Annotated in this window: 24 protein-coding genes, 1 tRNA gene and 1 pseudogene; 13 read left to right on the forward strand and 13 right to left on the reverse strand. The window is 66.1% G+C overall.

Going from position 1 to position 26,748, the window contains the following annotated elements:
* Positions 1–54: 54 nt before the first annotated feature.
* The 3 genes from IFR23_RS03300 to IFR23_RS03310 are packed head-to-tail and all read left to right on the forward strand — an operon-like array spanning position 55 to position 1,855.
* Entirely contained in the window at positions 55–618 is a 564-nt protein-coding gene (locus tag IFR23_RS03300; RefSeq protein ID WP_056062416.1) for a shikimate kinase, read from the forward strand.
* Positions 615–1,715: a 3-dehydroquinate synthase gene (gene aroB, locus IFR23_RS03305; protein WP_192974709.1), complete on the forward strand. Its 1,101-nt coding sequence runs from the start codon at positions 615–617 to the stop codon at positions 1,713–1,715. The genes IFR23_RS03300 and aroB overlap by 4 nt, the downstream gene beginning before the upstream one ends.
* On the forward strand, positions 1,715–1,855 hold the full coding sequence (locus IFR23_RS03310; RefSeq protein ID WP_192974710.1) for a DUF2256 domain-containing protein: 141 nt from the start codon (positions 1,715–1,717) through the stop codon (positions 1,853–1,855). Before aroB ends, IFR23_RS03310 begins: the two co-directional genes overlap by 1 nt.
* 85 nt (positions 1,856–1,940) lie before the next feature.
* On the opposite strand, the gene IFR23_RS03315 is transcribed toward IFR23_RS03310, so the two are convergent.
* The 5 genes from IFR23_RS03315 to radA all read right to left on the reverse strand — a co-directional run bounded on the left by IFR23_RS03315 (position 1,941) and on the right by radA (position 6,577).
* Positions 1,941–2,267, reverse strand: coding sequence for a DUF423 domain-containing protein (locus tag IFR23_RS03315; RefSeq protein WP_133030553.1), 327 nt, complete (start codon positions 2,265–2,267; stop codon positions 1,941–1,943).
* Positions 2,264–4,024, reverse strand: coding sequence for a cation:proton antiporter domain-containing protein (locus IFR23_RS03320; RefSeq protein WP_192974711.1), 1,761 nt, complete (start codon positions 4,022–4,024; stop codon positions 2,264–2,266). Before IFR23_RS03320 ends, IFR23_RS03315 begins: the two co-directional genes overlap by 4 nt.
* Positions 4,024–4,455, reverse strand: coding sequence for an iron-sulfur cluster assembly scaffold protein (locus tag IFR23_RS03325; RefSeq protein ID WP_192974712.1), 432 nt, complete (start codon positions 4,453–4,455; stop codon positions 4,024–4,026). Before IFR23_RS03325 ends, IFR23_RS03320 begins: the two co-directional genes overlap by 1 nt.
* Positions 4,452–5,018 (reverse strand): CvpA family protein, encoded by a 567-nt coding sequence (locus IFR23_RS03330; RefSeq protein WP_192974713.1) that lies wholly within the window; start codon positions 5,016–5,018, stop codon positions 4,452–4,454. The genes IFR23_RS03325 and IFR23_RS03330 overlap by 4 nt, the downstream gene beginning before the upstream one ends.
* A gap of 188 nt (positions 5,019–5,206) precedes the next feature.
* Entirely contained in the window at positions 5,207–6,577 is a 1,371-nt protein-coding gene (gene radA / locus IFR23_RS03335; protein ID WP_093399340.1) for a DNA repair protein RadA, read from the reverse strand.
* A 103-nt stretch (positions 6,578–6,680) separates the two neighbouring features.
* On the opposite strand from radA, the gene IFR23_RS03340 reads away from it, so the two are divergent.
* On the forward strand, positions 6,681–7,832 hold the full coding sequence (locus IFR23_RS03340; protein ID WP_192974714.1) for a glycosyltransferase family 4 protein: 1,152 nt from the start codon (positions 6,681–6,683) through the stop codon (positions 7,830–7,832).
* A gap of 163 nt (positions 7,833–7,995) precedes the next feature.
* Here IFR23_RS03340 and IFR23_RS03345 read toward each other — a convergent pair whose 3' ends face one another.
* Together IFR23_RS03345 and IFR23_RS03350 are read right to left on the reverse strand one after the other, a co-directional pair.
* Positions 7,996–8,286, reverse strand: coding sequence for a DUF2218 domain-containing protein (locus tag IFR23_RS03345; RefSeq protein ID WP_192974715.1), 291 nt, complete (start codon positions 8,284–8,286; stop codon positions 7,996–7,998).
* Positions 8,283–8,867 (reverse strand): PadR family transcriptional regulator, encoded by a 585-nt coding sequence (locus IFR23_RS03350; RefSeq protein WP_192974716.1) that lies wholly within the window; start codon positions 8,865–8,867, stop codon positions 8,283–8,285. Before IFR23_RS03350 ends, IFR23_RS03345 begins: the two co-directional genes overlap by 4 nt.
* A 286-nt stretch (positions 8,868–9,153) precedes the next feature.
* Here IFR23_RS03350 and IFR23_RS03355 point away from each other — a divergent pair, with 286 nt between their 5' ends.
* From IFR23_RS03355 to IFR23_RS03365, 3 genes are all read left to right on the forward strand, one after another.
* On the forward strand, positions 9,154–10,473 hold the full coding sequence (locus IFR23_RS03355) for a replication-associated recombination protein A (protein ID WP_192974717.1): 1,320 nt from the start codon (positions 9,154–9,156) through the stop codon (positions 10,471–10,473).
* Positions 10,466–11,338: a hypothetical protein gene (locus IFR23_RS03360; protein ID WP_192974718.1), complete on the forward strand. Its 873-nt coding sequence runs from the start codon at positions 10,466–10,468 to the stop codon at positions 11,336–11,338. The genes IFR23_RS03355 and IFR23_RS03360 overlap by 8 nt, the downstream gene beginning before the upstream one ends.
* A gap of 32 nt (positions 11,339–11,370) precedes the next feature.
* Positions 11,371–11,446 (forward strand) — tRNA-Thr (locus IFR23_RS03365).
* Positions 11,447–11,564: 118 nt separating this feature from the next.
* Here the strand turns inward: IFR23_RS03365 and IFR23_RS03370 are convergent.
* A complete protein-coding gene (locus IFR23_RS03370) occupies positions 11,565–12,461 on the reverse strand; it encodes a LysR family transcriptional regulator (RefSeq protein ID WP_192974719.1) in 897 nt (298 codons plus the stop codon).
* Between the two features lie 204 nt (positions 12,462–12,665).
* Between IFR23_RS03370 and IFR23_RS03375 the strand changes: the two genes are divergently transcribed.
* The 6 genes from IFR23_RS03375 to IFR23_RS03400 all read left to right on the forward strand — a co-directional run bounded on the left by IFR23_RS03375 (position 12,666) and on the right by IFR23_RS03400 (position 18,155).
* The gene (locus IFR23_RS03375) at positions 12,666–13,400 is read left to right on the forward strand and encodes an SDR family NAD(P)-dependent oxidoreductase (RefSeq protein WP_192974720.1); all 735 of its coding nucleotides are present in this window, start codon (positions 12,666–12,668) and stop codon (positions 13,398–13,400) included.
* Positions 13,401–13,463: 63 nt separating this feature from the next.
* Positions 13,464–14,231, forward strand: a complete 768-nt coding sequence (locus tag IFR23_RS03380; protein ID WP_192974721.1) for an SDR family oxidoreductase — start codon at positions 13,464–13,466, stop codon at positions 14,229–14,231.
* 26 nt (positions 14,232–14,257) lie between these two features.
* Entirely contained in the window at positions 14,258–14,860 is a 603-nt protein-coding gene (locus IFR23_RS03385) for an NADPH-dependent F420 reductase (protein WP_192974722.1), read from the forward strand.
* Between the two features lie 26 nt (positions 14,861–14,886).
* On the forward strand, positions 14,887–15,300 hold the full coding sequence (locus IFR23_RS03390; RefSeq protein WP_192974723.1) for a nuclear transport factor 2 family protein: 414 nt from the start codon (positions 14,887–14,889) through the stop codon (positions 15,298–15,300).
* Between the two features lie 181 nt (positions 15,301–15,481).
* The gene (locus tag IFR23_RS03395) at positions 15,482–16,732 is read left to right on the forward strand and encodes an MFS transporter (protein WP_192974724.1); all 1,251 of its coding nucleotides are present in this window, start codon (positions 15,482–15,484) and stop codon (positions 16,730–16,732) included.
* 172 nt (positions 16,733–16,904) lie between these two features.
* The gene (locus IFR23_RS03400) at positions 16,905–18,155 is read left to right on the forward strand and encodes an arsenic transporter (protein WP_192974725.1); all 1,251 of its coding nucleotides are present in this window, start codon (positions 16,905–16,907) and stop codon (positions 18,153–18,155) included.
* A gap of 13 nt (positions 18,156–18,168) precedes the next feature.
* Here the strand turns inward: IFR23_RS03400 and IFR23_RS03405 are convergent, their stop codons facing one another.
* The 5 genes and pseudogenes from IFR23_RS03405 to IFR23_RS03425 form a co-directional block, all read right to left on the reverse strand.
* Positions 18,169–20,199 carry an MGH1-like glycoside hydrolase domain-containing protein gene (locus IFR23_RS03405; protein ID WP_192974726.1) on the reverse strand — a complete coding sequence of 677 codons (2,031 nt, stop codon included), beginning with the start codon at positions 20,197–20,199 and terminating at the stop codon, positions 18,169–18,171.
* A 52-nt stretch (positions 20,200–20,251) separates the two neighbouring features.
* A complete protein-coding gene (locus tag IFR23_RS03410; protein ID WP_244655435.1) occupies positions 20,252–23,188 on the reverse strand; it encodes a TonB-dependent receptor in 2,937 nt (978 codons plus the stop codon).
* Between the two features lie 120 nt (positions 23,189–23,308).
* Positions 23,309–24,652 (reverse strand): glycoside hydrolase family 27 protein, encoded by a 1,344-nt coding sequence (locus IFR23_RS03415; protein ID WP_446740882.1) that lies wholly within the window; start codon positions 24,650–24,652, stop codon positions 23,309–23,311.
* 2 nt (positions 24,653–24,654) lie between these two features.
* Positions 24,655–25,689 (reverse strand): annotated as a pseudogene (locus IFR23_RS03420) (glycoside hydrolase family 43 protein); the annotation flags it as partial.
* Positions 25,686–26,720 (reverse strand): arabinan endo-1,5-alpha-L-arabinosidase, encoded by a 1,035-nt coding sequence (locus IFR23_RS03425; protein WP_192974728.1) that lies wholly within the window; start codon positions 26,718–26,720, stop codon positions 25,686–25,688. The pseudogene IFR23_RS03420 and the gene IFR23_RS03425, both read right to left, overlap by 4 nt.
* Positions 26,721–26,748: the final 28 nt, after the last annotated feature.

Raw genomic sequence — 26,748 nt, forward strand, 5'->3', positions numbered from 1 at the left:
CGCGCGCCAAGAGCTTTTGTCCTCGCGCGGAGCCGCTGTATAGCGCGGGCTACGATGTTGCAAAGCCACAACCCTTCAGGCGGACCTTCGGGCGGTCGCCGCCCTGCCCCGATCGATCGCCCGATCGTGCTCGTCGGGCTGATGGGCGTCGGCAAGACCACCGTCGGCCGCCGCCTCGCGCTGCGCATGAACCTGCCGTTCGTCGATGCCGATCACGAGATCGAGGCCGCGTCGGGGATGACCGTCGCCGAGATCTTCGCCAAATACGGCGAAGAGTATTTCCGTGACGGCGAACGCCGCGTGATCGCGCGGCTGATCGACGGTACGCCCAAGATCATCGCGACCGGCGGCGGCGCGTTCATCAACGACGACACGCGGGCGTTGATCCTGCGCGACGCGGTGTCGGTGTGGCTCAGCGCGCATCCCGACATCCTTGTCGAGCGCGTCGGCCGGCGCGACACCCGCCCGCTGCTGCGCAACCGCGACGCGGGAAAAGTGCTCGCCGAACTGGCGCGCGTCCGCAACCCGATCTACGCGCAGGCGCACATCCATATTGTCAGCAACAAGACGCCGCACGAAGCGACCGTCGCCGCTATCCTGAGAGCGCTTGGCCGATGAAGACCGTTACCGTCGAACTGGGTGCGCGGACCTATCCGATCCATATCGAGGCGGGGATTCTCGCCCGGGCGGGCGAGTTCCTTGCCCCGCTTGCGAAGGGTCGGCGGGTCGCGATCGTCACCGACGAGAATTTGTCGGTGCATCTCGCGACGTTGCAGGCTTCGCTGACTGCGGCGGGGATTGCATCCGAGGCGATCGTGCTGGCACCCGGCGAAGGCAGCAAGAGCTGGGCGACGCTGGAAATGCTGTGCGACCGGCTACTCGAACTCGGTGTCGAGCGCGGCGATCACGTCGTGGCGCTGGGTGGCGGCGTGATGGGGGATCTGGTCGGGTTCGCCTGCTCGATCCTCAAGCGCGGGTGCAACTTCGTGCAGATTCCGACGAGCCTGCTCGCGCAGGTCGACAGCTCGGTTGGCGGCAAGACCGCGATCAACACGAAGGCCGGCAAGAATTTGATCGGCGCGTTCCACCAGCCGGTGATGGTGCTGATCGACCCGCAGGTACTCGACACGCTGCCGATCCGGGAACTGCGCGCAGGTTACGCCGAGGTCGTGAAATACGGGCTGATCGACGACTTCGCGTTCTTCGAATGGTGCGAGGCGAATGGCGCAGCATTGCTGGCGGGCGACATCGGCCTGCGCGAATACGCAATCGGACACAGCGTTTCGGCGAAGGCGCGGATCGTCGCGGCGGACGAACATGAGACGAATGGGACGCGGGCTCTTCTCAATCTCGGCCATACGTTCGGGCATGCGCTGGAGGCGGAGACCGGGTTCTCGCAGGCGTTGATCCACGGCGAAGGCGTCGCAGCGGGTTGTTCGCTCGCGTTTGGGTTTTCCGCCGCGCAGGGGATCTGCTCTGGACAAGATGCGGAGCGCGTTGCGGCGCATTGGCGTGACGTCGGACTTCCCGACGGTCTGGCGGCGGCGAAGGTCGGCTCGAGCGGTGCGCGGTTGGTCGACCATATGCGGCACGACAAGAAGATGGCGGCGGGCACTCTGCCCTTCCTGCTCGCGCGCGGGATCGGCCAGACGTATCTCGACAAGACGGTCGACCTCGCCGACGTCGAGACCTTCCTCGACGCGCAGCCCCGCTGATGCCCAACGGTGTCGCCAAGCAAAACTTGCCGACCAAAGTGTGTCCGGCGTGCGAGCGGACGTTCACGTGGCGCAAGAAATGGGCGCGAGACTGGGACAGCGTGATCTACTGCTCCGACGCCTGCAGGAAGAAGCGGTAGCGCCAGAGGACTCGGAGCAAGTTTGTTCACCCGCGAAGGCGGGTGCCCAGACTGGGTCCCCGCCTTCGCGGGGAAACAATTTTGCCTAGCCGCGCGCACTCCAAGCCAGCCACAACCAGCCTCCGATCAACAACGCCCCACCGATCGGCGTGATCGCCCCGAACCAGCGCGGCGCACCCAGCGCCATCGCATACAACGTCAACGCGAAGATCGCGGCGCCAACGACGAACAACCACGCCGGCCCCCGCGCCTCCATCCGCACGGCAACAAGCGCCGCGACCACGTGGACGAGCTGATACTGCGCGCCGGTCTTCAACCACTCCGCCGCCGAGCCACTCGCGCCATGCGCCCCGAACGCCCCCGCCGCGACTGCGATCGCCCCCGACAAGGCCGCAAGAATGGCGATAATCATTGCGTATCATTCCCCCAGGGAAAGCGTTTCGCCGTCTCGGCACGCGCCGCGCGCATGTCACCGGAGTCGATCTGCAACTGCAACCGCTCCTTGTCGCGCGACCGGTATTGCTCCTCCGCACGGTCGATATCGGCCGGCGACACATCCAGCCCGCGCAGCGCGAGCCGCGCCATCTTCACCGCGGACTCCATCACTTCGCGCACAACCGCGGTCGCCGAGGTATTCTTCAACTTCACCAGAGCGCGGCGATCGAACGCACGCACGTAGATGGCAGCATCCGGGAAGGCCTCATGCACACCCTCGATCGTATCCGGATCGAGCTGGTCGCCATCCATGCAGAAGCAGATGATCTCCGCCTCCGCCGCGCCCGCCTGCCGCAACAGGTCGAGCCGCGTGCCGTCGCCGTAATAGACCTTCGCGCCGAACTCGCCCGCGATGTCGATCATCTCGATATCGGTGTCGATCAGCGTCACCGGGATATCCTGCGCGAGCAGCATCTGGCCGACCGTCTGGCCGAACCGCCCATAGCCGACGATGATCGCGTTCGCGCCGTCGACCTTGGGGCCGTCGCGCTCCTTCCCCGCGGCGATCGGCTCGGTCCGGAAGCGCCGCGTGATACCCATCAGGAACGGCGTCGTCGCCATCGACAGCGTGATGATCGCCCCGAACAGGCTGGCCGCCTGCGGTTCGATCAGTAGCCCGGCCTGCGCCTGCGCGAACAGCACGAAGCCGAACTCGCCCCCTTGGCTCAGCAACAACCCCAGCGCGAACGCCTGCCGCCACGTCATCTTGAACGCCATGCCGATGAGCATGATCACGCTGGTCTTGGTCGCGATCAGCGCCGCCGCCATCGCCATCACGAAGAACGGGCGCTCGGCGATCGCGTTGAGGTCCAGCACCATGCCGACCGCGAGGAAGAACAGGCCGAGCAGGATCGATCGGAACGGCTCGACATCTGCCTCCAGTTCATGCCGATACGGGCTGTCCGCGAGCATCACGCCGGCGATGAACGCCCCGAGCGCGGTCGACAGCCCGAGCCATTCCATGATCGCGGCGCTGGCGATGACGGTAAAGAGGCCGGCGAACACGAACATCTCGCGCTCGCCAAGGTTGCCGATCAGGCGGAAGAACGGGCGCAACAGGAAACGTCCCGCCACGACGAGGCCGACCACCGCGAGCACCGTGTAAATCGCCAGCAGCCAGCCGGGAGGTGCGTTGGCGTCCGCGGGGTTGCGGCTCATCGCTGCCACGATCGTGATGAGCGGAACAATCGAGAGGTCCTGGAACAGCAGGATTGAGAACGCCCGCTCCCCGAACGGGGTCTTCATCCGCCCCGACGAGCGCAGCATCGGCAGCACCTGCGCGGTCGACGACAGCGCGAGCGGCAGCCCGAGCGCGAGCGCGGCGGGAAGCGAGAACTTCGCCCCGACCCAGACGATCGCGGTGATCGCGAGCCCGCAGATCGCGACCTGTAGAAGGCCAAGACCGAAAATCTCCTCCTTCATCTTCCAAAGGCGTGACGGGTTTAGTTCGAGGCCGACGATAAACAGCAGCAGCGTGATGCCGAGCTCGGCGAACCCGAGCTTAGATTCCGCATCGCCGACCAGGCCAAGCACATGCGGCCCGACGACCGCACCCGCGACCAGATACCCCAGCGTCGCGCCGAGCCCGAGCCGGCGGAACAGCAGCACGAACATGAGACCGAACCCGAGCAGCACGACGCCGTCCCGCAGCAGCGACGGCGAAGCCTCCGCCATCAGACCTTCGCCTTTGCAGCGGTGTCGGCAGCCTCGGCCGCGGCCTCAAACGCGAGCCGGATCGAAGGGTGGCGCGCGGTGTAGTCGAGTGCGGGGGTGAAGATATCCATCCCCGGCCAATCGGGCGCATCGCCCTCGCGCGCAAGCCATGCCGTCAACGCGTCGCGCACAGCGGCGAGTTCGACGGGGGTGCGGCCGAGGATGTTCGCCGCCAGCAACGACGACGATGCTTGGCCGAGCGCGCAGGCGCGAACCAGCAGACCTACCTCACTGACTTTGCCGGCTTCGTCGACCGCGACATCGATCGTCACGCGGCTGCCGCAGATCGGCGAGCGTCTCTCCGCGGTCGCCATCGGCTCGGGCAGGCGTTCATGGTGCGGCATCGTCGCGGCGAGGCGTAGGATCTCAGCATTGTAGAGGGGCGCGCTCATGATTTCGGCTCGCTTGCGTTATCGGATCGGGAAGGCGGCGTGGTTGCGCCGAAAACAGGTTTGCCGCGGCGGCGGCGGTCGACGAAATCGGCAATCCCTGCGCTGGTCGCGTTGAGCAGCGGATAGGTTCGCGACGTCGTCATCCAGGCAGGCCGGCGCGACGGGCCGCCACTCATCGTGTCGATGACGAGCGTCGCGAGCAGGAAGACGAGGCTGGCGAGGATAAGTCCCTTCAGCGCGCCGAACCCGAAGCCCAGCGCACGGTCGACCGGGCCGAGGATCGAGGTCCGCGTCCGCGCGCCGATCGCGTTGGCGACCAGCCGCCCGCCGATATACGTGACGCCGGTGATGATCGCGAACGCAAGCACCGCGGCACCACCGACTGTGCCGACCATCGGCGACAGCGCGGCGGCGAGCGGGATGTGGAACAGCTTCAACATCGCCACCATCGCCACCCAGGCGAACATCGACAACACTTCGGTGACGAACCCGCGCAGCAGCCCCAGCACCGCGGACCCGGCGACGGCAATCAGGACAACGATGTCTAGGGCGGTGAGGTTCATGCTCTCTGGAATAGGGACGCGAGGCGCGAACCGCTAGTGCGAGCGTTCCCGCCGGCGCTGCTCAGTCCCGTCATTCCCGCGGAGGCGAGAACCCATAACCGCGAACGACGCGATCCATGCCTTCCCCTCGAGGTTATGCATCCCCGCCTTCGCAGCGGAACGACGCGCCGCTGCCCCCTGCGATAAACTTACCCCCGTCCCATCATGTGATCGACGAACGACGCGAGCGTCTTGAAGCCCGACAGCTTCATGCCGCTCTTCTCGCCCGTCATCGACGCCGGCACCAATGCGCGTTCGAAACCGAGCTTGCTCGCTTCCTTCAAGCGCAGCGGGCCATGTGCGACCGGGCGGATCTCGCCCGACAGCGCGACTTCGCCGAACGCCACCGCATCGACCGGCACGGGACGCTCCGACATCGCGGAAATGAGCGCCGCCGCCACTGCGAGATCCGCCGCCGGGTCCTGCACGCGATACCCGCCGGCGATGTTGAGATACACTTCGGCGTTGGAGAAACTCAGTCCGCACCGCGCTTCCAGCACCGCCAGGATCATCGCAAGACGCCCCGAATCCCAGCCGACCACGGCGCGTCGTGGCGTCGCGCCGGACGCCAGCCGAACGGTCAGCGCCTGGATCTCGACCAGTACCGGCCGCGTTCCCTCCAGCGCCGGGAACACCGTCGCCCCCGTCATCGCATCGTCGCGGTGCGTGAGGAACAGCGACGACGGATTGCCGACCTCCGCCAGTCCTTCCGTCTGCATCGAGAATACGCCGATCTCGTCGGTGCCGCCGAAGCGGTTCTTGATCGCGCGGAGGATGCGGTATTGGTGGCTGCGCTCGCCTTCGAACGACAGCACCGTGTCGACCATATGCTCAAGCACGCGCGGACCGGCAATCGAGCCGTCCTTGGTGACGTGCCCGACCAGAACGACCGCAGTCCCGCGCTCCTTGGCGAACCTGATCAGCTCCTGCGCCGACGCGCGCACTTGGCTGACTGTGCCGGGCGCGCCCTCGATCAGGTCGGAGTGCATCGTCTGGATCGAGTCGATCACCAGCATCGCGGGCGGCCGCGTCTGCAACGTCGTCAGAATATCGCGTGTCGAGGTCGCCGCCGCGAGCTGAACCGGCGCATTGCCAAGCCCGAGCCGCCGTGCGCGCAGGCGGACCTGGTCCGCGGCCTCCTCACCCGAAACATACGCGACCGATTGCCCCGCCAGCGCCATCTTCGCCGCCGCCTGCAACAGCAGCGTCGACTTGCCGATACCGGGATCGCCGCCGATCAGCGTCGCCGAACCCTCGACGAACCCGCCGCCCAGCGCACGATCGAGTTCGGCGATCCCGGTCGCCATACGATCGGGCAGCTTGATCTCGGCATCCAGCCCGACGAGCTGGATCGCGCGGCCGCCGGTCTGGAGGTTATGCTTCGAATGGAACGGGGTGGCGGCGGTGTTTGCCTCCTCGACCAGCGTGTTCCACTCGCTGCAATCGGCGCATTGCCCCGCCCAGCGGTGCGACACCGATCCGCAGGCCTGACACACGTAACGCTTCTGGGGTTTCGCCATGCCGCCGATGTACGAGAACGATACGGGAACATCAATGGGGCGCGCGTGCGACAAGTTGCGGATTTAGTGGCGCTTCGGGAAACCCGGCGTTATCCGCGCGACGATGCAAGCCACCGACCTGCGCATCGCCCTGTTCAGCGGCAACTATAATTACGTACGCGATGGCGCAAACCAGGCGCTCAATCTGCTCGTCGGCCATCTGTTGGCGAAGGGCGCGACGGTGCGTGTCTATTCGCCGACCAATGCCAGGCCCGCCTTCCCGCCGACCGGCGATCTGGTCGCGGTGCCATCGCTTCCGCTGCCGGCGGGGCGTGGCGAATACAAGATGGCGCGCGGGCTGCCCGCCGCGATCCGGCGCGATCTGGATGCGTTCGCGCCGAACATCGTCCATGTCTCGGCACCCGATTTCCTCGGCCACCGCGCGATCAGCTATGGCCACCGCAACGGCATCGCGACGGTCGCGTCGCTGCACACACGGTTCGAGACGTATTTCCGCTACTACAAGATGGCGTTCTTCGAGCCGATCATGGTGAGGATCCTGACGCGCTTCTACAACCGCGTCGACGAAGTGCTGGTGCCCGGGCGCGGCATGGCGGAGATCGTCCGCGACTGGGGCGTGACGACGCCGACCGCGATCTGGTCGCGCGGGGTGAACCACGACCGTTTCACGCCGACGCGCCGCGATCTCGAGTGGCGCCGCGCGCGCGGCATTGCCGACGGAGAGGTCGCGGTCGGGTTTCTCGGGCGGCTGGTGAAGGAAAAGGGTCTCGACGTCTTCGCCGACGTCGTCCGCGAGCTGGAACAGCGCGGCGTGCCGCACAAGGTGCTGGTGATCGGCGAAGGACCCGCGCGCGACTGGTTCGCCGCGCGCGTGCCGGGTGCGGTGTTCGCAGGGTTCCAGTCTGGCGATGATCTGGGACGCGCGGTCGCGTCGATGGACGTGTTCTTCAATCCGAGCGTGACCGAAACGTTCGGCAACGTGACGCTTGAGGCCATGGCGGCGGGCGTTCCCGTCGTTGCCGCGCGGGCGTCCGGCGCCGTCGGATTGGTCGATGACGGCGTGACGGGATTTCTCGTGCCGCCGAGCGATATCGCCGGGTATGCGGATGCTATCGGCCGGATCGTCTCGGAGCCGGGGCTGCGCGAGACGATGGGATGGGCCGGGCACGACAAGGCCGCCGGGTATCTGTGGGATACGATCAACCAGTCGGTACTGGATACGTATCTCGAGGTGATGGTGCGGCGGGGAGGCTAGCCCCGCCTGCCACGCTTAGCGTAATCGATTCCCATACCTCGAAACCGTCACCCCAGCGAAAGCTGGGGTATTCCCGTTGGCGGACGATGCGACCCGAAGGGGGAGATCCCAGCTTTCGCTGGGATGACGGCTTGGGGGGTAGGATGACGGTTTGGGGACGCTGTCAGACCATAGCCCAGTCGAACGTCAGCGGCGCCTCGCGGAAAGCAAACCGGTCGAGATGGCTCGACACCACCCCACGCATCCGCTCCACGTCCTCGGCCTCCGGCACGGTCAGCGCGACGTCGAGCGTTTCGCTGTCCGCACGCATCTCCAGAACCGCCCCGTTCGGGAAGGCGATGCGACCCTCTTCCTCCGAGAAGGTGACCTCCATCTTGTGGCTCCAGTGCTTGGCGAGCTGCTGGAGATACTTGCTGGCCGAATGCGTCGGCACTCTCGCGACCGAGACGCTCACTTCAAGCGCTCGATCTTCTGCGCGGCTTCGTCGAGCAAGGCCGCGACTTCGTGCAGCGTATCCTCGTTGACGTCCTCGCGCATCAACCGGTGCTGGAGCACCTGCCGAAGATTGCCCATCGCCCGCCGGATCGGCGCGCCATCGGTCCGCTCGGACTCCGCACCGACCGCCGCCAGCCGCGCGAACAGGCCGTCCACCACGGCCGCATTCTCGGCCAGATGCGCGCGGCCCTCGTCGCTCGCCGCAAAGCGCTTCTTCGCGCCTTCCGACTGCTGCTCCTCGATCAACCCCATCTCGTCGAGCATGCTGAGCGTCGGATAGACGACGCCCGGGCTCGGCGCATAGCCGCCCCCGGTCAGCCCCTCGATCTCGCGGATCAGGTCGTAGCCGTGGCGCGGTGCGTCCGCGATCAGCTTCAGCATCACGAGCTTCAGCTCGCCGCCATCGAACAGACGCCGCCGACCACCAGGGCCGCCGCGGTGGCCGTGGCGACCATGACCTTCGTGGCCGGGGCGACCGCGGCCTTCGCCGTCAGCCCGCGGACCACCGGTCCAGGCTCCATATCCCATACCAAAACGCATTTGAGTGTTCTCCGATATATCTTCGTTCATGAGTTGCGATATATCGCAGACTGTTTCTTGTTCAAGAGGGCCGCGGCAATTTTATGTTTCCCTCCTCCGTCATCCCCGCAGAGGCGGGGACCCAGACCCTCGGACCGGACGAGCGTGCCAAGCCGTCAGCCAGTATGGATCCCCGCCTGCGCGAGGATGACGATGCGTATGAAGCTGACGAGGTGTGCCAGGATGCACAGCGCGCCTGGATGGCGGACGGATGGGCAAACCGGCCCCCCGACCCTATCTTGCCCGAATGGCCGATCTCTTCGCGGGCTTCGAACCCGCCGCCCCCACCGAAACGCATCCCGAAAACGCACCGCTGGCCGACCGCCTGCGTCCGCGCACGCTGGGCGAGGTGGTCGGGCAGGATCACATCACCGGCCCCGAAGGAGCGATCGGACGGATGGTGTCGGCGGGACGCCTGTCTTCGATCATCCTGTGGGGCCCGCCCGGCACCGGCAAGACGACGATCGCGCGGCTGCTCGCAGACGCGGTCGACCTGCGGTTCGTCGCGATCTCGGCGGTGTTCTCGGGCGTCGCGGACCTCAAGAAGTCGTTCGCCGAGGCACGCGAGCACGCCAAGATCGGCAAACGCACCTTGCTGTTCGTGGACGAGATCCACCGCTTCAACCGCGCGCAACAGGACGGCTTCCTGCCCTATGTCGAGGATGGCACGGTGACGTTGGTCGGCGCGACCACGGAGAACCCGTCGTTCGAACTCAACGCCGCGTTGCTCAGCCGCGCGCAGGTGCTGATCCTCGAACGGCTCGGTCGCGGTGCGCTCGAACAATTGCTCGACCGCGCAGAGACGGAGATGGAACGTCCCCTGCCCCTCACCCCGCCCGCCAAGGACGCGCTGATCGCCAGCGCCGATGGCGATGGTCGCTTCCTGCTGAACCAGGCGGAGACGCTGTTCTCGGTGAACCTCCCCGAACCGCTCGATCCCGCAGGCCTCTCGAACTTCCTGCAACGCCGCGTCGCGGTGTACGACAAGGATCGCGAGGGGCATTACAACCTCATCTCCGCGCTCCACAAATCGATCCGCGGCTCCGACCCGCAGGCCGCGCTCTATTACCTCGCGCGGATGCTGACGGCGGGCGAAGAACCACTGTTCCTGCTCCGCCGCCTGACCCGCGCCGCGGTCGAGGATATCGGGCTCGCCGACCCGCAGGCGCTGGTCCAGTGCATCGCCGCCAAGGACACCTACGACTTTCTCGGCAGTCCCGAAGGCGAACTCGCGATCGCGCAGGCGTGCGTCTATCTCGCCACCGCGCCGAAATCGAACGCGGTCTACAAGGCGCAGAAGGCGGCGTGGAAATCGGCGCGCGAGACGGGCTCGCTGATGCCGCCAGCGTCGATCCGCAACGCACCGACCAAGCTCATGCGCGATATCGGCTACGGCAAGGGCTATGCGTATGATCACGATGCGGAGGATGCGTTCTCGGGCTCGGATTACTGGCCCGACGAGATGAGCCCACAGACCTTCTATACGCCGACCGAACGCGGGTTCGAGAAGCGGCTGTCGGAACGGCTCGCCTATTGGGACGCCTTGCGCGCCGAGAAGAATGGCTGACCCCCGCTTCACGCGGTTTGCGGCGATCGACTGGTCCGGCGCGCAAGGGCATCGGCACAAGGGCATCGCGGTCGCGGTCTGCGAGACGGGCGATGCCGCGCCGGCGCTGGTTGTCCCACCAAGCGCCAGTGCATGGTCGCGCGACGATGTCCTCGACTGGTTGCTCGACCAGGATAGGCCGACGCTGATCGGCCTGGACCTCTCCCCCGCCTTCCCGTTCGTCGACGAAGGCGGATACTTTCCCGGTGCGCCCGACGGTCCGCCCGACGCCCGCGCCCTGTGGAAGATGGTCGACGATGCCTCCGCAGCCGACCCGCACCTTGCCGTCTCCAGCCTGCTCACCGACCCCGAAATCCGCCGCCACTTCCGCCAGCACCGCGATTGCGGCGACCTGTTCCCCGGTGGCGCAGGGCGGATGCGCGTCTGCGAGCACGGGCAACGCGCGATGGGCCTGTCCCCGACAAGCTGCTTCAACCTCGTCGGCGCGGCGCAGGTCGGCAAGTCGAGCCTCACCGGCATGCGCGTGCTCCACCGCCTCGCCGGCCGCGTACCGATCTGGCCGTTCGACCCGCTCCCCCCCGAAGGCCCGGTGATCGTCGAGATCTACACCACCATCGCCGCGCGCGCCGCCGGCATTCGCAAGGGTCTCAGCAAGATGCGCGATGCCGGCTCGCTGGATGCGGCTCTCGCCAACCTCGGCAGCCAGCCGCACCGACCGCTCGCCCGCTACGACGATCACGCCACCGACGCGATCCTCACCGCCGCGTGGCTCCGCACCAACGCAGATCGCTCCGAACTCTGGCACCCGGCGGCGATGACATCGCATATCGCGCAAACCGAGGGCTGGACCTTCGGCGTATCTTGAAGCATGGGGCGATTACGCCTGACGCGCACCGGGCCGGTTTAGCTCAGTTGGTAGAGCGCCAGTTTTGTAAACTGGATGTCGCGGGTTCGATTCCTGCAACCGGCACCACGACCCATCGCTTGTCGAATCAGTTCGCAGATCGGTGTTCGAATCGTGCCTGACGGTCAGGATCCTATCGAACAGCCTCAAAGCGGGTCGGCAAGTGCTACGCGCGGCTGTCCGGGTATCAATCACTCGATCCGGATAGCCCGGCGAGAAGCGGTGCGTATGCGGCTAGCCTGCGGGAGACGTGGTCCGTGAACAACCGGACGCGCTTCGTCTTGCGCGTGTCCCCCTGCGTCAGGACCCAGAGCGTTCCGTACAGGTGCAGGTCGGTGCCCGGCACTCGTTCCAGCAGCGGGTCCGCATTGCCGACGAAGCATGGCAGCGTCGTGATGCCGAGCCCTTGCCGGACGGCGGCGATCTCCGCGCCTGCGTCGGTGACCCTGAAGGGAACCGCGGTGGTACGGACATCGCCTTCGCTCGCCCAATCCGGAATGCCGTGCGTGCTGATGACGATCCAGCGGAGGGGATCGGACGCGCCCGCGCGCCATGCAGCCAGCCGATCACGGGCGATATAGATGCCGCCGAACAGCTCAGGTCCCTTCAGTCCATGTAGATTGAGCGGCAGGGTCTTGCGGTCGTAGACGACGCGGATAGCGACGTCGGCCTCCCGGTTGGTCAAATTTGCGAGATCGCCGGAGGACTGGATTTCCATCTCAATGTCCGGATGCCGGCGCGCGAAATCGGCGAAATCCGGCAGCAGAAGGTGCGTTGCGAGGATCGGGGTCAGCGTCACCCGCAGGAGCCCGCGCACGCTCTGGTCGCGTCCGAAGACCCTCGTCTCCAGCTGGTGCGACGAGGATTCCATTTGCAGCGCGAATTCGAGAACCTCCTCGCCCGCCGTCGTCAGGCGGTAGCCCGAGGGCAGCTTTTCGAACATCTGCGCGCCGAGCCGCTGTTCGAGGTGCGCGATACGCCGCAGCACGGTCGCGTGGTTCACAGTGAGACGCTTGGCGGCAGCGCGCACCGAGCCCTCGCGCGCGGCGGCCAGAAAGTAGCGAACGTCGTTCCAGTCGATCATGGTGCATTCCCGCGCCGCAAGCTGCACGCCCACCATAGCACGAGGTGCCGGGATCCGCCCACGACGCATACTGTGGATCGTTTCCGCACCACCGATGTGCGGAATTCCACAATCCCTGCCTAACTTTGCCGAGCCCATGTTGAGGCTCGCGGGGGGACATCCCCGGACGGCCGGACACCCGGTCGGCGAACAAGGATGCACGACATGACCAGATTAGACGGAAAGACCGCCGTGATCACCGGCGGCGCGACCGGTATCGGCCTCGCCTCGGCAAAGCGGTTCATCGCGGAAGGCGCCTTCGTCTTCATCTATGGGCGGCGACAGGATGCGCTCGATGCCGCGGTGGCGGAGCTCGGGTCGCATGCCCGCGCGGTGAAGGGCTCGGTCTCCGACGAGTCCGACCTCGACCGACTCTACGCCGCGGTGAAGGCCGAGCGCGGAACGCTCGACATCGTCTTTGCCAATGCAGGCGCTGGAAGCCCGCTTCCGCTTGGCCAGATCACCGCCGAACACATCGACGAGACCTTCGACACCAACGTGAAGGGGACGATCTTCACCATCCAGAAGGCGCTGCCGCTGATGCGCGAGGGCGGTTCGATCATCCTGACCGGATCGAGCGCGGGCACCACGGGCGCCCCGGGGTTCACCGCCTACAGCGCCAGCAAGGCGGCCGTGCGCAACCTCGCGCGGAGCTGGGCGGAGGACCTGAAGGGTACCGGCATCCGGGTGAACGTCCTGTCCCCCGGCGCGACGGCGACCGAACTCGCCAAGGCCGCGCTCGGCGAGGAAGGCCAGAAGGCCTACGGCGCGATGACCCCGCTGCTGCGCATGGCCGACCCGGCCGAAATCGCGGCGGCCGCGGCCTTTCTCGCATCGTCGGACAGCAGCTTCATGACCGCCAGCGAACTCGCCGTCGACGGTGGCCTCGCGCAGCTCTGACGCATCCCACCCGCCGATCGCTCGCGTGATCGGCACCCGCACCCAAGTACGAAGGAACATCCTGTGGACCATCCTCTCAAGGGAAAAACCGCTCTCGTTACCGGGGCATCGCGTGGCATCGGCCGCGCGATCGCCGAACGTCTCGCACGCGACGGTGCGACGGTCGCGCTGACCTACAACGCCAGCAAATCCGGTGTCGACGAAGCGGTCGCAGCCATCGAGAAAGCCGGTGGCACTGCGTTTGCGATCCAAGCGGACCTGGTGGATCCGGCAACCGTGCCAGTCCTGTTCGACACGCTCGACCACGAGTTCACCAAGCGTAACGGCAGCAAAACACTCGACATCCTGGTCAACAACGCGGGCAATGCCGGCTGGATCGGCTTCAAGGACGCGACGCCCACCAGTTGGGACACGCTGATGGCGGTCTACCTGCGCGCACCGTTCTTCATCGTGCAGGCTGCGATGGATCGCCTCGCCGATGGCGGGCGGATCATCAACATCTCGTCGGCCGCCGCGACGAAGCCGGTGACGACAGCGCCGATCTACTCGATGGCCAAGGCGGCGATCAACACCCTGACGCATGCGCTCGCGTCCGAACTGGGGCCGCGCGGGATCACTGCGAACGCCGTCGCGCCAGGCTTTACGCGGACCGACGCGAACGCGGCCTTCCGGGAGAACCCAGAACTGGTGAAGGCGGTCGAGGCCGACATCGCGCTCGGGCGCTTTGGCGAGCCTTCGGAAATCGCCGCCGTCGTGGCGTTCCTGGCATCCGACGACGGCCACTGGGTGACCGGCCAGACGATCGAAGCGAGCGGCGGCTACAAGCTGTGACCGCCCGAAACCCCAAGGAGATTATCATGACCTACGCAATCATCGGTTTCGGCGAGATCGGCCAGACCCTCGCCAAGACGTTCGCCCGCAAGGGGATCGCGGTATCCGTCGCAACCACGCGCGATCCGGAAAGCTTCGCATCGACCGCGGTGGCGATCGGTCCCGGCATCACGCCCAAGACGCTTGCCGAGGCGGTCGAGGCGGACGTCATCTTCCTGGCCGTCCGTTTCCAATCGCACCTGGATGTCGCGAAGGCGTTGCCGGACTGGCAGGGCAAGATCATCGTCGATGCGACCAATGCGTACGGTGTGTTCGCGGAGGATATGGGCGGACGGCCCTCGGCCAAGGTCGTCGCGGACGCGTTCGCCGGCGGCAGGGTGGTCAAGGGCTTCAACCACCTGGTCGCCGCCGTGCTCGACCAGGATCCGGCCGTACAAGGCGGCAGGCGCGTCGTGTTCCTGTCGAGCGACGACGACGATGCGGCAACACAGGTCGGCGCGCTCGCGGAAGATCTCGGCTTCGCGCCGATCCAGCTTGGCGGGCTTTCGGAAGGGGGGCTGCTCGTTCAGGCGCACGACAAGAGCTGGGGCCGCCTGATCTTCAAGGATCTGGTCAGGTTCGACCGATGAACACCGGCGAGAGAGGCGAAAATACCATGGGCACCGAAAAGAACGTCCAGACCGTGAAGGACTTCTTCGCCGCGATCGGACGCGGCGACAAGAAGGGCCTGCTGGCACTGGTCGCCGAGGATATCGAGTGGATCATCCCGGGCAAGGACTGGCCACTGGCCGGCACCTACCGTGGGCATGCCGGATTGTCGGATCTGCTTGAGACCGCAGCCAGATCGATCGAAACGTCCACGGAACCGCGGGAGTTCGTGGCGCAGGGCGACCGGGTCCTGGTGGTCGGCTTCGCGAAAGGGAGGATCAAGGCCACGAGCAAGACGTTCGAGGACGACTGGATTTTCGCCATCACGGTCCAGGACGGCAAGCTGACCAGCATCCGGGAGTATGTCGATACGCAGGCGCTGGCGCTGGCGGCGCAGTCGGATTCGTCCGGGCTGCGATAACATCCCCGTGTTCGAGCACCGCCCGCGCCGGTACGAACTCGTTCCTTGTCCTGCTCTCCGCTGGGCTCACCCTCGCATCCAGTCGTTGTAAACCGAACCTGAACAAAGTCGTTCAGGCTGCTGCCGTCGGAGCGCTCTACCGACGGCGTAGAAACCTACGCGCGAACACTGGAGACACCCGATGGCATCTGCGGCAGCCCTGCCCGAGACGAAGGACCCGTCGCGGCGCAGCACGCCTACCGGCACGCTGGACGCGCTCAACTTCTTCCTGGCCGATGTCCGCGACGGATTGGGCCCGTATCTCGCCATCTATCTGCTGGTCGTGCGCGGTCCGTCGCATGGCTGGAACGAGGCGACCGTCGGGCTGGTGCTCACCATCGCCGGGATCGTCGGCCTGTTGTCGCAGACACCGGCGGGCGGGTTGATCGACCGGGCGAAGAACAAGCCCCGTATCGTCATCGGTGCCGCTTTGCTGGTGACGCTCAGCAGCCTGTCGCTGCCGATCGTTTCCGGCTTCACCATGGTGACGATCACCCAGTCGATCGCGGCGGCGGCGGGCGCGATCTTTGCGCCGGCGATCTCGGCAATCACGTTGGGACTGGTCGGGCCGAAGCTGTTCGCCAAGCGGGTCGGTCGGAACGAAGCGTTCAACCACGCCGGCAATGCCACATCGGCAGCGCTAGCCGGCGTGCTGGCCTGGTCGTTCGGCCCCGTCGTCGTCTTCTGGCTGATGGCCGGACTGACCGTCGCGAGCGTCATCGTGGCGGCGAGGCTCAAGAACGGCGACATCGACAATGCGGTCGCGCGTGGCCTCGACTGCGAGCCCGAGGAAGGCTGCGAGGAGCCGAGCGGCTGGAAGACGCTGATCGAAAACCGCCCGCTGATGATCTTCGCCGCGGCCGCGTTCACCTTCCATCTGGCGAATGCGGCGATGCTGACGTCGGTCAGCCAGCTGCTCGGTCGCACCGTCGGCACCGACAAGGCGACCTCGCTGACCGCGGCCTGCATCGTCGCCGCGCAGCTGGTGATGGTCCCGGTCGCGATCGTCGTCGGGCGCAACACCGAGCGGTGGGGGACCAAGCCGATCTTCCTGGTCGCGTTCGGCTTCCTCGCCGCGCGCGGCGCGCTCTACACGGTGTCCAGCGATCCGTGGTGGCTGGTCGGCGTGCAGGCGCTGGACGGGATCGGCGCGGGGATCTTCGGCGCGCTGTTTCCGGTGATCGTCGCCGACCTGACCAAGGGTTCCGGCCGGTTCAACGTCAGCCAAGGCGTCGTGTCGAGCGTCTTCGGCCTGGGCGCCGCCTTGTCGGCAACGCTGGCAGGATCGATCATCGTCTGGGCCGGATACAGCGCCAGCTTCCTGACGCTTGCGGGAATCGCCGCGGCCGGGTTCGTGCTGTACCTCACCGCCATGCCGGAGACGCACAAGTGACCGGCCTGCCGTCTCCGACATGGTCGTATGTCCGTTCAACGGAGGGCCCGCGCGCATTGCGGAGGCCTTACCCAGCCGCTTGTTCCGCTCCGCATGGCCTACGAAGTGACGCCCGGCGCTCGCGGTCCCCAGTTTTGCGACGGCCTGGTCCCGACCATAACGGAAGGCGGCAATGATCCTCGCGACGGGCGCGACCTGGGGTATCTGCGCCGCCTCCACGGCGGCCGTCATCGCGCGGCCGTTCCGCTGGCCGGAAGCGATCTGGGCGGTCACGGGCGCGGCGGCGCTGCTGCTGTTCGGCCTGATGCCCTTCCCCGCCGCCGTCGGCGCGGTCGCAAAGGGAATGGACGTCTATCTGTTCCTGATCGGCATGATGCTGCTCAGCGAAGTCGCGCGCGCGGAAGGATTGTTCGACTGGATCGCCGCCACCGCCGCGATCCATGCCAGGGGATCGACCGCCCGACTGTTCGCACTCGTCTACGTCACCGGCATCGTCACGACGACGTTCCTGTCGAACGACGCGACGGCGGTGGTCCTGACCCCGGCGGTCTATGCCGCGGCGAAGAAGGCGAAGGCCGATCCGCTGCCGCTGCTGTTCGCCTGCGCCTTGATCGCCAACGCGGCGAGCTTCGTCCTGCCGATCTCGAATCCCGCGAACCTCGTGCTCTACGGTGGCAGGATGCCGCCTCTCGGCCAGTGGTTCGCCTCGTTCGCGCTGCCCTCGCTGGCATCGATCGTCGTCACCTTCCTCGTGCTGCGCTGGGTCGAACGCAAGCGGCTGGCGGGCAGTTGCTGCAGCGACGTCGAGCGCACGCCGCTGACCACAGGCGGCAAGGCTGCGTTCGTCGGGATCGTCGCCACTGCGATCGTGCTGCTGGTCGTCTCCGCGCTCGATATCGAACTCGGCTTGCCTACCGCGATCGCTGGCATCGTCACGACACTGGCGGTCTGCGCGATCGCGCGGTCGTCGCCGGTCGCGCTGCTGCGGGGTATCTCGTGGAGCGTGCTGCCGCTCGTCGCCGGGTTGTTCGTGCTCGTCGAGGCGCTGGACCTTACCGGCGTGATTGCCTGGGTGGCGCAAGCGATCCGCACCGCGTCGGCCGACCCGGTCCAGGCATCGGTGGTATCCGGAACGATCCTGGCGATCGGATCGAACCTGATGAACAATCTGCCCGCGGGCCTCGTCGCCAGCACCGCCGTCCTCCAGGCCCAACCGCCAAGGCTGGTCGTCGACGCGCTGCTGATCGGCGTCGACCTGGGCCCCAACCTGTCCATCACCGGTAGCCTCGCGACGATCCTGTGGTTGCAGGCGATCCGGCGCGAGGGCGAGGATATCGGGTTCTGGCGGTTCCTGAAGCTCGGTGCGGTGGCGATGCCGCTCGCGTTGATCGCGGCGCTCGGCACCCGGATCGTGCTCGGCTGATCTCAGGTCATGACTAGTACAGCTTCAACTCGACCAGCCGGGTGCGCTTGGCCAAAGGCTGGGCGAACGAGACGCGGATCTTTCGAACCGAGACCCGCGGCCACCGCGCGTGCGTGATGCCGTTCGCAATGGGATCGCCGCCCCTGGCTCGCAAAGCCGTCCAGCGCCGGCCATCCCAAGCCTCGAACCTCAGCGATTTCGGCACTGCAAACTCCTGGCGATCGTCAAAGAATGCGAGTTCGGCACGCGACACGTCGACGTCGGTACCAAAGTCGACCTGGTACCACTGCGCGTCCCGCGACGGTGCGGAGGACCATCCATTGGCCAACTCGGGGAAGAACCATATTCGGCCGTCGATCCCGTCGTGCAATTTCTCCGGATCCGTACCGCTCGACGCGCTGGCCTTGGGGAACTGACCGCGCACAAGCTGGATCGCTCGGTCGATCGGACGTTCGATCGGCGGCGTCGCAAGCCACGTGATCGGCACGATCATCCGCCCCAGGGTCGCGCGGTGGGCGACACGTTTGCGGTCTATTTCGATCGTCAGTCCGGGACGACCGCCATAACGCCGGCCATCGACGTCCCAGGTCACCGCGACGCTGTGGCCATGATAGGGCACGTCCTGCATCCGGAACCAGCGTAGCGCCTGCGGATCCCCGGCGTCCGGCAGCAGCGGATTGACTTCCAGCACGTCGTCCGCGCGCGGGCGAATCCCGACCAGACCGGTCAAGATCAGGTCCGCGTATCCGGAGTGGAAATAATGATGGCTGCGCGCCAGCCCGACGATCGGCTTACCGGTTTCGGGGTGGTAATCCTCCTCGATATCAAGCCGGTCGCCCTGGTAATGCAGCGCCGCATATTGCCGGAGCAGCCGCATGTAATCGCCGCGCGTCACCTTCGACTGGCGGTAGTGATCGAGCAGGTTCGCCATGCCCGTCAGGACCTGCGTGGTCTGGAACGGCCAGATCGGGCCATTCCACTGGCACTCGGGCGCACCCCGCTCATAGCGATATTGTCGCATGTAATATGGATAGCTCGGCTCGACGGTGCGCATGCCCGCCGCCCCACCAAGCCCGTCCCGGTCAAGCAGATGCGTCCACGCACCCGCGAGCCTGTCGTCGTCGTCCGCGAGATCGAACGTCCAGGGCAGGTATCCGACCAGTTCGCGCCCACGGGTCGGCGCCCAGTATGTCACGAACGTGTTATCGACCTTGTAGCGATCGATGAAGTGGCCGAGCGCCGGGCTCCACAAGTCTCGTTGCACCCGCACCTTGATCGCCTGTGCGCGCGCCGAAAAGTCTTCCGCACCCTCATGGTCGCCGACCATCGTCGACAGTCGGGCGATCGCACGGGCGTTGGCGTACATGTACGCGTTGATCGACGGCCGAAACGAATCCCCGCCGCGGAAGCCGTCCTTGCCGCCCGACGCGTCGATCGAGGAGATCGTGTATTCGGTCGCATCGAGCAGAGGCTCGACCCAATACAGCCCCTTGCTGGAGTCGAAGTGATCGTTCCATGCATCGTACAGCCGCCGCATCGCCGCGAGATGGCGGGTCGCTGCGGCACGGTCCCCGTCGACGAGGAACCGGGCATAGACCGAATCCGCCATGTAATCTGTAAAGTGCCGGTCGTTGCCGCGCCGATACATGAAATCGATGTAATCGTCGGCGAAGCGCCGGTCGCGCAGCCAGCGCCCCTCCCCGAGGTGGAAGCCGGTGGCATCGTTCAGGCTGGCATAGGGTTCGAGCTGCCAGCTCACATCGTCGAGGAACTCGGTCGAGATATAGCCATCGGCACCGAGATCGCGCTGGTGCGCGCGAAACAGCGACCAGCGGTAGTAATAGACCGCATCGAGCTTCGGATCAGCGGATTCGAAGAACGGAATCCGGTTCTCATACCAGGGCGCATCGTTGCCGAACCGCGCGCGGGCGATGCGGTGCGTGTCGAGCGACGGCGCGGTCACCGACGGCGCTGCGATAACCGGGACGGCCGCCCCGAGCAGCGCGGCCCCGAGCAGTAAGGAGCGGCGGAGGATCGGCTTCATACCGCATCCGATCATTCCGCCCCTCCCCTTTGACCGTATGTACCCGGCCTGATTACTTGAACGTGTAGCGCGCACCGATCGCGAAGGTGCGGTCGATGAGCAGCGTGCTGGAGTTGAACTCCTCGCGGTTACCGACGTCGCCGAACTTGTAATAGTTCTGCTGCTTGGCCTTGGTCAGGTTCACCGCGTCGAACGTCAAGCCGATATCCTTGTTCACGTTCAAGGTCAGCTGGAAGTCCAGGCTCTTCTCCGGGGCGCGCCAGAAGCCGATCGGGTTGGCGAACGACCGGGCTTCGTTGCTCTGCAGGAAGCCCTTGCGCCAGACGTACGACAGACGCGCGCCGATCGGCCCGTTATCGTAGGCCAGCGTCGCATTGTACGACAGTTTCGATACGCCGAAGAACGCCGACTTCGTCGATCCCGTGATCTCGCCGGCCGCGTTGGTGAGCGGGATGGTCTGTTCGGAATCGAGGATCGTCGCGCTGCCGGTGACACCAAGCCCGTTCAGAGGACCGGGCAGGTAAATCGGGAAATAGGTCAGGCCCAGTTCGACGCCCTTCAGCACGCCGTTTGACGCGTTCACCGGACGGGTGATGTTGAACGTCTCGGTATAGGTCTCATTGCGCGGCAGATAGTTGTTCGGGATCGACTCACGCACCGTGAGCGGCACGACCAACCCGTCGATCTCGCGACGGAAGGCGGTCACGTAGATCGCGCTGTTGCGCTCGAAATACCATTCGACCGCCAGATCGATGTTCTTCGAATGCGTCGGGGTGAGGTTTGCCGTTCCCGACGTGCCCGAACCGAAGCCGATGCGCGACAAGTCGCCCGTCAGCACCGGATTGGGGTTCAGATCGCCGAAGCTGGGACGCCGGAGCGTTTCGCCATAGTTGAAGCGGACGCGCAGATTGTTCGTGATCGCATAGCGCGCGGTGAACGAGGGCAGCCACTTCTCCGAACCGGTGGACACGGTCGTCCGGGCAAAGTTGGCACCGCGATCGAAATAGTCATAATCGGTGTCGATCGCCACATACCGCACGCCGGCCTGAAGCTGCAGCGGACGCCCGAAGATGCTGACTTCGCCATCGGCAAGCGCATAGGCGGCCACGTTCGTTTCCGAGATTCCGAACACCTGGCCAAAGCTCAGCTGATCGGACAGCAACAGGCCGGGCGCGACGGCGCGATACAGCGTGCGGACGGCATCGCGGTCCATGCTGCGCGGATCGGCCAGCACCCAGCTCGTCGGAATGTCCGCCTGGCCGTCGAAGAAGCCGCTGTTGGTGAAGGGCTTGCCCTCGCCGAACGCCGCCAGCGTGGTGCCCAGCCCCCCCGCGCCCTGGTCGCGCACGTAATTGTCAGCCTTGCGGTCGTCGAAGCGGAAGCCGCCCTTGATGCGCCGCAGGAATCCTTCGTCCCAGCCATATTCGCCATCGAGCATCATCGTCAGCGCGCTGCCGGTATTCTTGGTCCCGCTGTCGAACAAATTGCCGATCGTCCACGCCGTCGGGTCGGTCAGCACCGCCTGATTGCCGAAGCTGTACGACGGCAGCCCACCGCCCGCGTTGAAGTCCACGTCGATGTCGAGCGGCCCGCGATCGGTGCGGATGGCGAAGAACGAGGTCTCGTTCTTGCTGTCCTGATACGCGATGTCGGCCGAGATCTTGCCGCGCTCGCCCACGTCCCACTTGGCGTTCAACGCATAGACATAGCTGTCGGTCTTGCTGGTCGCCGTGTCGCCGCTGTTGAACCCTGCGACCGATCCGACCTGCCGCGACTTGATGATGTTCGTCCCGTCGAACAGCTCGAAGCTCGTCCCGGGATTGGCCGGCAGGTCGCCCCACCAATCGACGAAGCTGAAGTTCAGGCTGTTGAACGTCTTGCCCTTGAAGCCGGTGTAGAAGACTTCCGCGGTGTAGACCGAACGATCGTTGGGCGCCCATTGCAGCGCTGCATTGAGCGCGCGACGTTCGCGCTTGCCGTAGACATCGGACGCGATGACGGCGTCTCTCGACAGATAATACGGCGTATTGACGCCGTTGATGTTGAGCGTGGAGCCCGGCGCGGTGGGCAGACCTGCATCGAGGCCCGGCGTCCAGTTCTGGTTCCTGTCACCCGGAAAGATCCGCTGCAACGGGGTAAGCCCCGAACCCGCCGGCGGGTTTTCCGTCGCGAACGGCACCATCGCGCCGGCCTGCAAATTCTGGTTGCGGAATTCGGCGCGCGTGTAGCTGCCGTTCACCAGCAGGCCGATGTCGCCGATGCCGGTTTTCCAACGGTCGCTGATCAGCAGCGCGGCATTTGGGTTCACCTTGTCGGCGAGTTCCGAATAGAGCCCGCGTACGAGGCCCGATATCGCGAAGCCGTCGAAATCGAGCGGGCGCCGGGTCTGCACGTCGATCTGCCCGGCCAGACCCGTTTCCAGCTGGTCGGCCGAACGGGTCTTGTAGACGTCGACCTGTTTGACGAGGTTCGCCGAGATATCCTGCAGGTTGAAGGACGTGCCGGCCGCGGTGAAGATGTTGCGCCCGTTCAGCGTCGTCAACGGATCGGTCAGACCTCGGATCGTGATCGTCGCCGCTTCGCCGCCGGCGCGGTCGGTGACCTGAATGCCGGTCACGCGCTGCAGCGCCTCGACGACGTTGTTGTCGGGCAGCTTGCCGACGTCTTCCGACACGATCGAATCGACGATCTGGATCGAATTCTTGCGAACGTTCAGTGCGCCGACGATCGAGGCACGGACGCCGGTGACGACGATGTCCGCGTCGGTCTGGTCGCCTGCGGTCTGGTCGCCGGCAGTCTGGCTGGTCGCGGGCTGTTCAGCCGAGGGCGACGTCTGGACGGTGTTGGCATCGACACCCGCGGGCGTACCGGTCGCCGGCAGGCCGTTCCGATCCTGCGGCGTGGTCGGTACGGCCTGCGCCTGTGCCGGCGCTCCCAGCATCAGCGCTGCGATCGATGCGGAACACAGAATTAACGACTTCATCGCCATCTAGCCTCTCCCTGGCATGCCCATCCGACCTTATCGGCAGTCGGTATTACTCGGACATTCGGTATGATCGGACGGACGTTGATGCAAGCGTTAATTTACCCAGCCACCTAGCTGGACAGGTCAGCGAGGCGTCAGGCGGTACAACGCAGCGCCGTGCGATGGCACACGTGTGACCAGCGTACCGGACGCCCTTTCCAGATCGCGCCGTGCCCAGAGATCACGAACGCCGACCGGCCCGTTCAGCGCGATCATGTCGAGACGAAGCTGCACGGATCGCTCGGTTTTGTCTGTGTTAAACAGCGCGAGATAGCGGTCCTGCGATCCCGGCACGCGCGCTGACCAGACTCGTATACCGTCTTCCACAAAATGCGGCTGGTTGGCGTAGCTCGCCTGGTTGACCGCGATGACTTCGGGATTGGTCAGCAGATCGAGCGTCGGGCGGTCGAGATGGCGGAGGTCGCCGCCCATGATCAGCGGCGATCGCGCGATCGACCACAGGGTCATCAGCGTGCGCTGTTCGTCGGGCGTGAACTTGGTGTCGCGCGCGCCGAGCGCGAGGCGCCCGAGCGGCAGCATGTCCGCATCGGGCCAGCCGCCGGGTACGCGGTGCGCGTTCCAGTTCTCCAGCCGAGTGAACTGCGCTTCGAGCAGCGGCCATTCGTCCCAGAAATCGTCGCTGATTCGCCACATCTGCGCAAAGCGGCGGACGTGATCGGCGCGGGATACCGGCGTTTCGCCGGGCGACAGGCTCAGGATGATCGGCCGCCTGGTCGCGACGATCGCGGCGTGTGCGGCCTCGATCTCGGGGGCATGCGCGTCATACGGCCGGCTCATGTCGTCCATCTTGACCAGATCGACGCCCCAGGATGCGTAGAGCGCGAACACGCTGTCGTAATAGGCCTGCGCGCCGGGCTTGCGCATGTCGACGCCGTACATGTCCGGGTTCCACAGACAGATGCTGGTCGTATCGGCGATGTCGCGGGCGCGGTATTTCGTGCCGAACACGGGTAGGTTGCGCTCGACGGCCAGCCGCGGAATGCCGCGCATCAGGTGGATGCCGAACCGCAGGCCGAGCGCGTGCACCCGGTCGGCGAGCGGGCGGAAGCCCTTGCCGCTGGCGCTCGACGGAAACCGGTTCGGCGCGGGCAGCAACCGGCCATAGCCGTCCATCGCCGGTGTCGGCTTGGTCGCGTAGGTGTAGCTCTGCGCCCCCGGCTCGTACCACTGGATATCGACGGTGAAGATATCATAGCCCGACGGCAGCAGCTTTTCCGCCATGATCGTCGCGGTCTCGATCGCCTGCGCCTCGGTGATCGTCGTCGCGAAGCTGTTCCAGCTGTTCCAGCCCATCGGCGGCGTCGGCGCCAAGGGCTTCGAGCCAGCACTCGCGCCAGCGCCTATCGCGGCCGCGGGTACGGCTGCGGCTCCCGCGGCGAGGAACGTCCGGCGATCGAGGCCGCTCACCGCAATGGGCCGTTGGCAACCGGTTCGCCGAAATCGGGGGTACCGTCGGGCTTGTACTTGAAGGTCTGGACGCGGGTATGGCGGTTGGGATCGAACAGCGGGTCGCCCTTGATCGCCTCATAGTCGCGCGCGTGATAGACCAGAATGTCGCGGCCGCGCTCGTCGACGGTGAAGCTGTTGTGGCCCGGCCCGAAGACCTTGTGCGCGGGCGAGGACTTGAACACCGGCTGCGGCGATTTCGTCCAGGCCGCCGGGTCCATGATGTCGGCATCGTCGCGCGCGGTCAGCATGCCCATGCAGTATCGCGCGTCGGTCGCACTCGCCGAATAGGTCATGAACAGCTTGCCGTTGCGCGCCAGCAGCGCAGGCGCCTCGGCGACCTTGAACCCGCGGATTTCCCAGTCGAGCGTCGGGACCGCCAACCGCGCGGGCTTCGCCGCCAGCGTCAGCGGGGTCCCAAGCGGCGCGAGATAGAGGTTGCTGTTGGTCTCGATCCCCGGCTCGCGCTGTGCCCAGGCGAGATAGCGCGTGCCGCGGTGGACGAAGCTGGTCGAGTCGAGCGTGAAGCTGTCCCACGGCGTCGTCAATTGCCCCAGCACGGTCCAGGTGCCGGTCATCGCGTCGGGTCCGTCGCAGACCACCGCGAAAGTGCGGATGCGGAACACGTCCTCGCCGCCGCCGCTGGGGCCTGCCGCGAAATACATGATCCAGCGGCCGTCGATCAGGTGCAGTTCGGGCGCCCAGAGGAAGCCGGACATCGGCCCGGTCTTCTCGTGTCGCCACAATACGCGCTCGTTGGCGGTCGACAGCCCTGCCAGCGTGCGCGAGCGGCGCAGCACGAGCCGGTCGTATTCGGGCACCGAGCCGGTCATGTAGTAATAGCCGTCGGTGTGCAGGAAGACCTGCGCATCGGCGCGCTGGCGGACCAGTGGGTTGACCGGCACCGGCGCCTTGGCCGCGACCCGTGCGAGCGCACCGCCAGCGGTCGCAGCACCAGCACCGGCCAGGAACAGCCGTCGTGTGAAATCCATCGTCATGGTCGGTTCTCCGCAACAGGCCAGCCATCCGCACCCCAGGCGATCGGTGCGATGCGCAACGTCGGGGTGCCTTTGGTCTGGGAATCATAGGCATGGTAGACGACATAATCCTTGCCGTCGGTGTCGTGCATCACGCCGGGGTGGCCGGGGCCGCGATAGCGCTGCTTTTCCTGCAGGTCGGCGCGCAGGAATATCGTCCCCCCGCCCTGCATCATCGCGCTGCCGTCCTTGCCCAGATACGGCCCGGTGATCGCCTTCGATCGGCCGACGACGGTGTAATAGGTGCTGTTCACGCCCTTGCAGCAATAGTCGTAGCTCGCGAGCAGCCAGTAGTAGCCGCCATGGCCGATGATGAACGGCGCCTCGACCGGCGCTGGTCCGCCCGCGGGTGCTGGCCGGCGCGCGATCGCATGGGGTTTCTCCGCGGGGTCGAGCAGCTTGCCGGTCTTGGGGTTCAACGCGAACAGCTTGATGCCGGTCCAGAAGCTGCCGAGCGACAGCCACTCGTGGCCCTGCGCATCGACGACGTGGTTGGGGTCGATCGCGTTGAAATCGTCCTTGGGCGTCGACATCACCACCAACCCCTCGTCGCGCCAGCCATAGCCGGGCGCCTTGGGGTCGAGCGTCGGGCTGGTCGCGAGCCCGATCGCCGAGCGGTTCGAGCCGAACGTCGAGACCGAATAATAGAGCCGGTACCGCCCGTCTGCGCTGCGCGAAATGTCGGGCGCCCACATGCCCTTGGTGCCCGGCACCGCCTTGGTCGCCCAGTCCGGCAGGCGCGACAGCGGCGGCGTGCCAGCGGTCCAGTGGACCAGATCGGGCGAGGTGCGTGCGCTCAGCATCTGGCCGTCGAGCCCGGTGCCGTAGACGTAATAGGTATTCCCTGCGCGGATCATCACCGGGTCGTGGACCGGGGCAATGTCGCCGGTCAGGCGGGCGTTTAATGCAGGCGGTGCATCGGCGGTTTGCGCCAATACGCTACTCGCGAGCGTCAGCGCGATCAGTCCGGTCGCCCATTTCGGTGCGGCCATCGTCTCTCTCCCGTAGGTGCGCCCGCCG

It is taken from the genome of Sphingomonas sp. CFBP 13603, from assembly GCF_014892665.1.
In the GTDB taxonomy this organism is placed as follows: domain Bacteria; phylum Pseudomonadota; class Alphaproteobacteria; order Sphingomonadales; family Sphingomonadaceae; genus Sphingomonas.

Excerpts from the sequence above, each read along its gene's own strand:
- IFR23_RS03300 (WP_056062416.1), top strand. The coding sequence starts at position 55 with ATGTTGCAAAGCCACAACCCTTCAGGCGGACCTTCGGGCGGTCGCCGC.
- aroB (WP_192974709.1), top strand. The coding sequence starts at position 615 with ATGAAGACCGTTACCGTCGAACTGGGTGCGCGGACCTATCCGATCCAT.
- IFR23_RS03310 (WP_192974710.1), top strand. The coding sequence starts at position 1,715 with ATGCCCAACGGTGTCGCCAAGCAAAACTTGCCGACCAAAGTGTGTCCG.
- IFR23_RS03315 (WP_133030553.1), bottom strand. The coding sequence starts at position 2,267 with ATGATTATCGCCATTCTTGCGGCCTTGTCGGGGGCGATCGCAGTCGCG.
- IFR23_RS03320 (WP_192974711.1), bottom strand. The coding sequence starts at position 4,024 with ATGGCGGAGGCTTCGCCGTCGCTGCTGCGGGACGGCGTCGTGCTGCTC.
- IFR23_RS03325 (WP_192974712.1), bottom strand. The coding sequence starts at position 4,455 with ATGAGCGCGCCCCTCTACAATGCTGAGATCCTACGCCTCGCCGCGACG.
- IFR23_RS03330 (WP_192974713.1), bottom strand. The coding sequence starts at position 5,018 with ATGAACCTCACCGCCCTAGACATCGTTGTCCTGATTGCCGTCGCCGGG.
- radA (WP_093399340.1), bottom strand. The coding sequence starts at position 6,577 with ATGGCGAAACCCCAGAAGCGTTACGTGTGTCAGGCCTGCGGATCGGTG.
- IFR23_RS03340 (WP_192974714.1), top strand. The coding sequence starts at position 6,681 with ATGCAAGCCACCGACCTGCGCATCGCCCTGTTCAGCGGCAACTATAAT.
- IFR23_RS03350 (WP_192974716.1), bottom strand. The coding sequence starts at position 8,867 with ATGCGTTTTGGTATGGGATATGGAGCCTGGACCGGTGGTCCGCGGGCT.
- IFR23_RS03355 (WP_192974717.1), top strand. The coding sequence starts at position 9,154 with ATGGCCGATCTCTTCGCGGGCTTCGAACCCGCCGCCCCCACCGAAACG.
- IFR23_RS03360 (WP_192974718.1), top strand. The coding sequence starts at position 10,466 with ATGGCTGACCCCCGCTTCACGCGGTTTGCGGCGATCGACTGGTCCGGC.
- IFR23_RS03370 (WP_192974719.1), bottom strand. The coding sequence starts at position 12,461 with ATGATCGACTGGAACGACGTTCGCTACTTTCTGGCCGCCGCGCGCGAG.
- IFR23_RS03375 (WP_192974720.1), top strand. The coding sequence starts at position 12,666 with ATGACCAGATTAGACGGAAAGACCGCCGTGATCACCGGCGGCGCGACC.
- IFR23_RS03385 (WP_192974722.1), top strand. The coding sequence starts at position 14,258 with ATGACCTACGCAATCATCGGTTTCGGCGAGATCGGCCAGACCCTCGCC.
- IFR23_RS03390 (WP_192974723.1), top strand. The coding sequence starts at position 14,887 with ATGGGCACCGAAAAGAACGTCCAGACCGTGAAGGACTTCTTCGCCGCG.
- IFR23_RS03395 (WP_192974724.1), top strand. The coding sequence starts at position 15,482 with ATGGCATCTGCGGCAGCCCTGCCCGAGACGAAGGACCCGTCGCGGCGC.
- IFR23_RS03400 (WP_192974725.1), top strand. The coding sequence starts at position 16,905 with ATGATCCTCGCGACGGGCGCGACCTGGGGTATCTGCGCCGCCTCCACG.
- IFR23_RS03405 (WP_192974726.1), bottom strand. The coding sequence starts at position 20,199 with ATGAAGCCGATCCTCCGCCGCTCCTTACTGCTCGGGGCCGCGCTGCTC.
- IFR23_RS03410 (WP_244655435.1), bottom strand. The coding sequence starts at position 23,188 with ATGGCGATGAAGTCGTTAATTCTGTGTTCCGCATCGATCGCAGCGCTG.
- IFR23_RS03425 (WP_192974728.1), bottom strand. The coding sequence starts at position 26,720 with ATGGCCGCACCGAAATGGGCGACCGGACTGATCGCGCTGACGCTCGCG.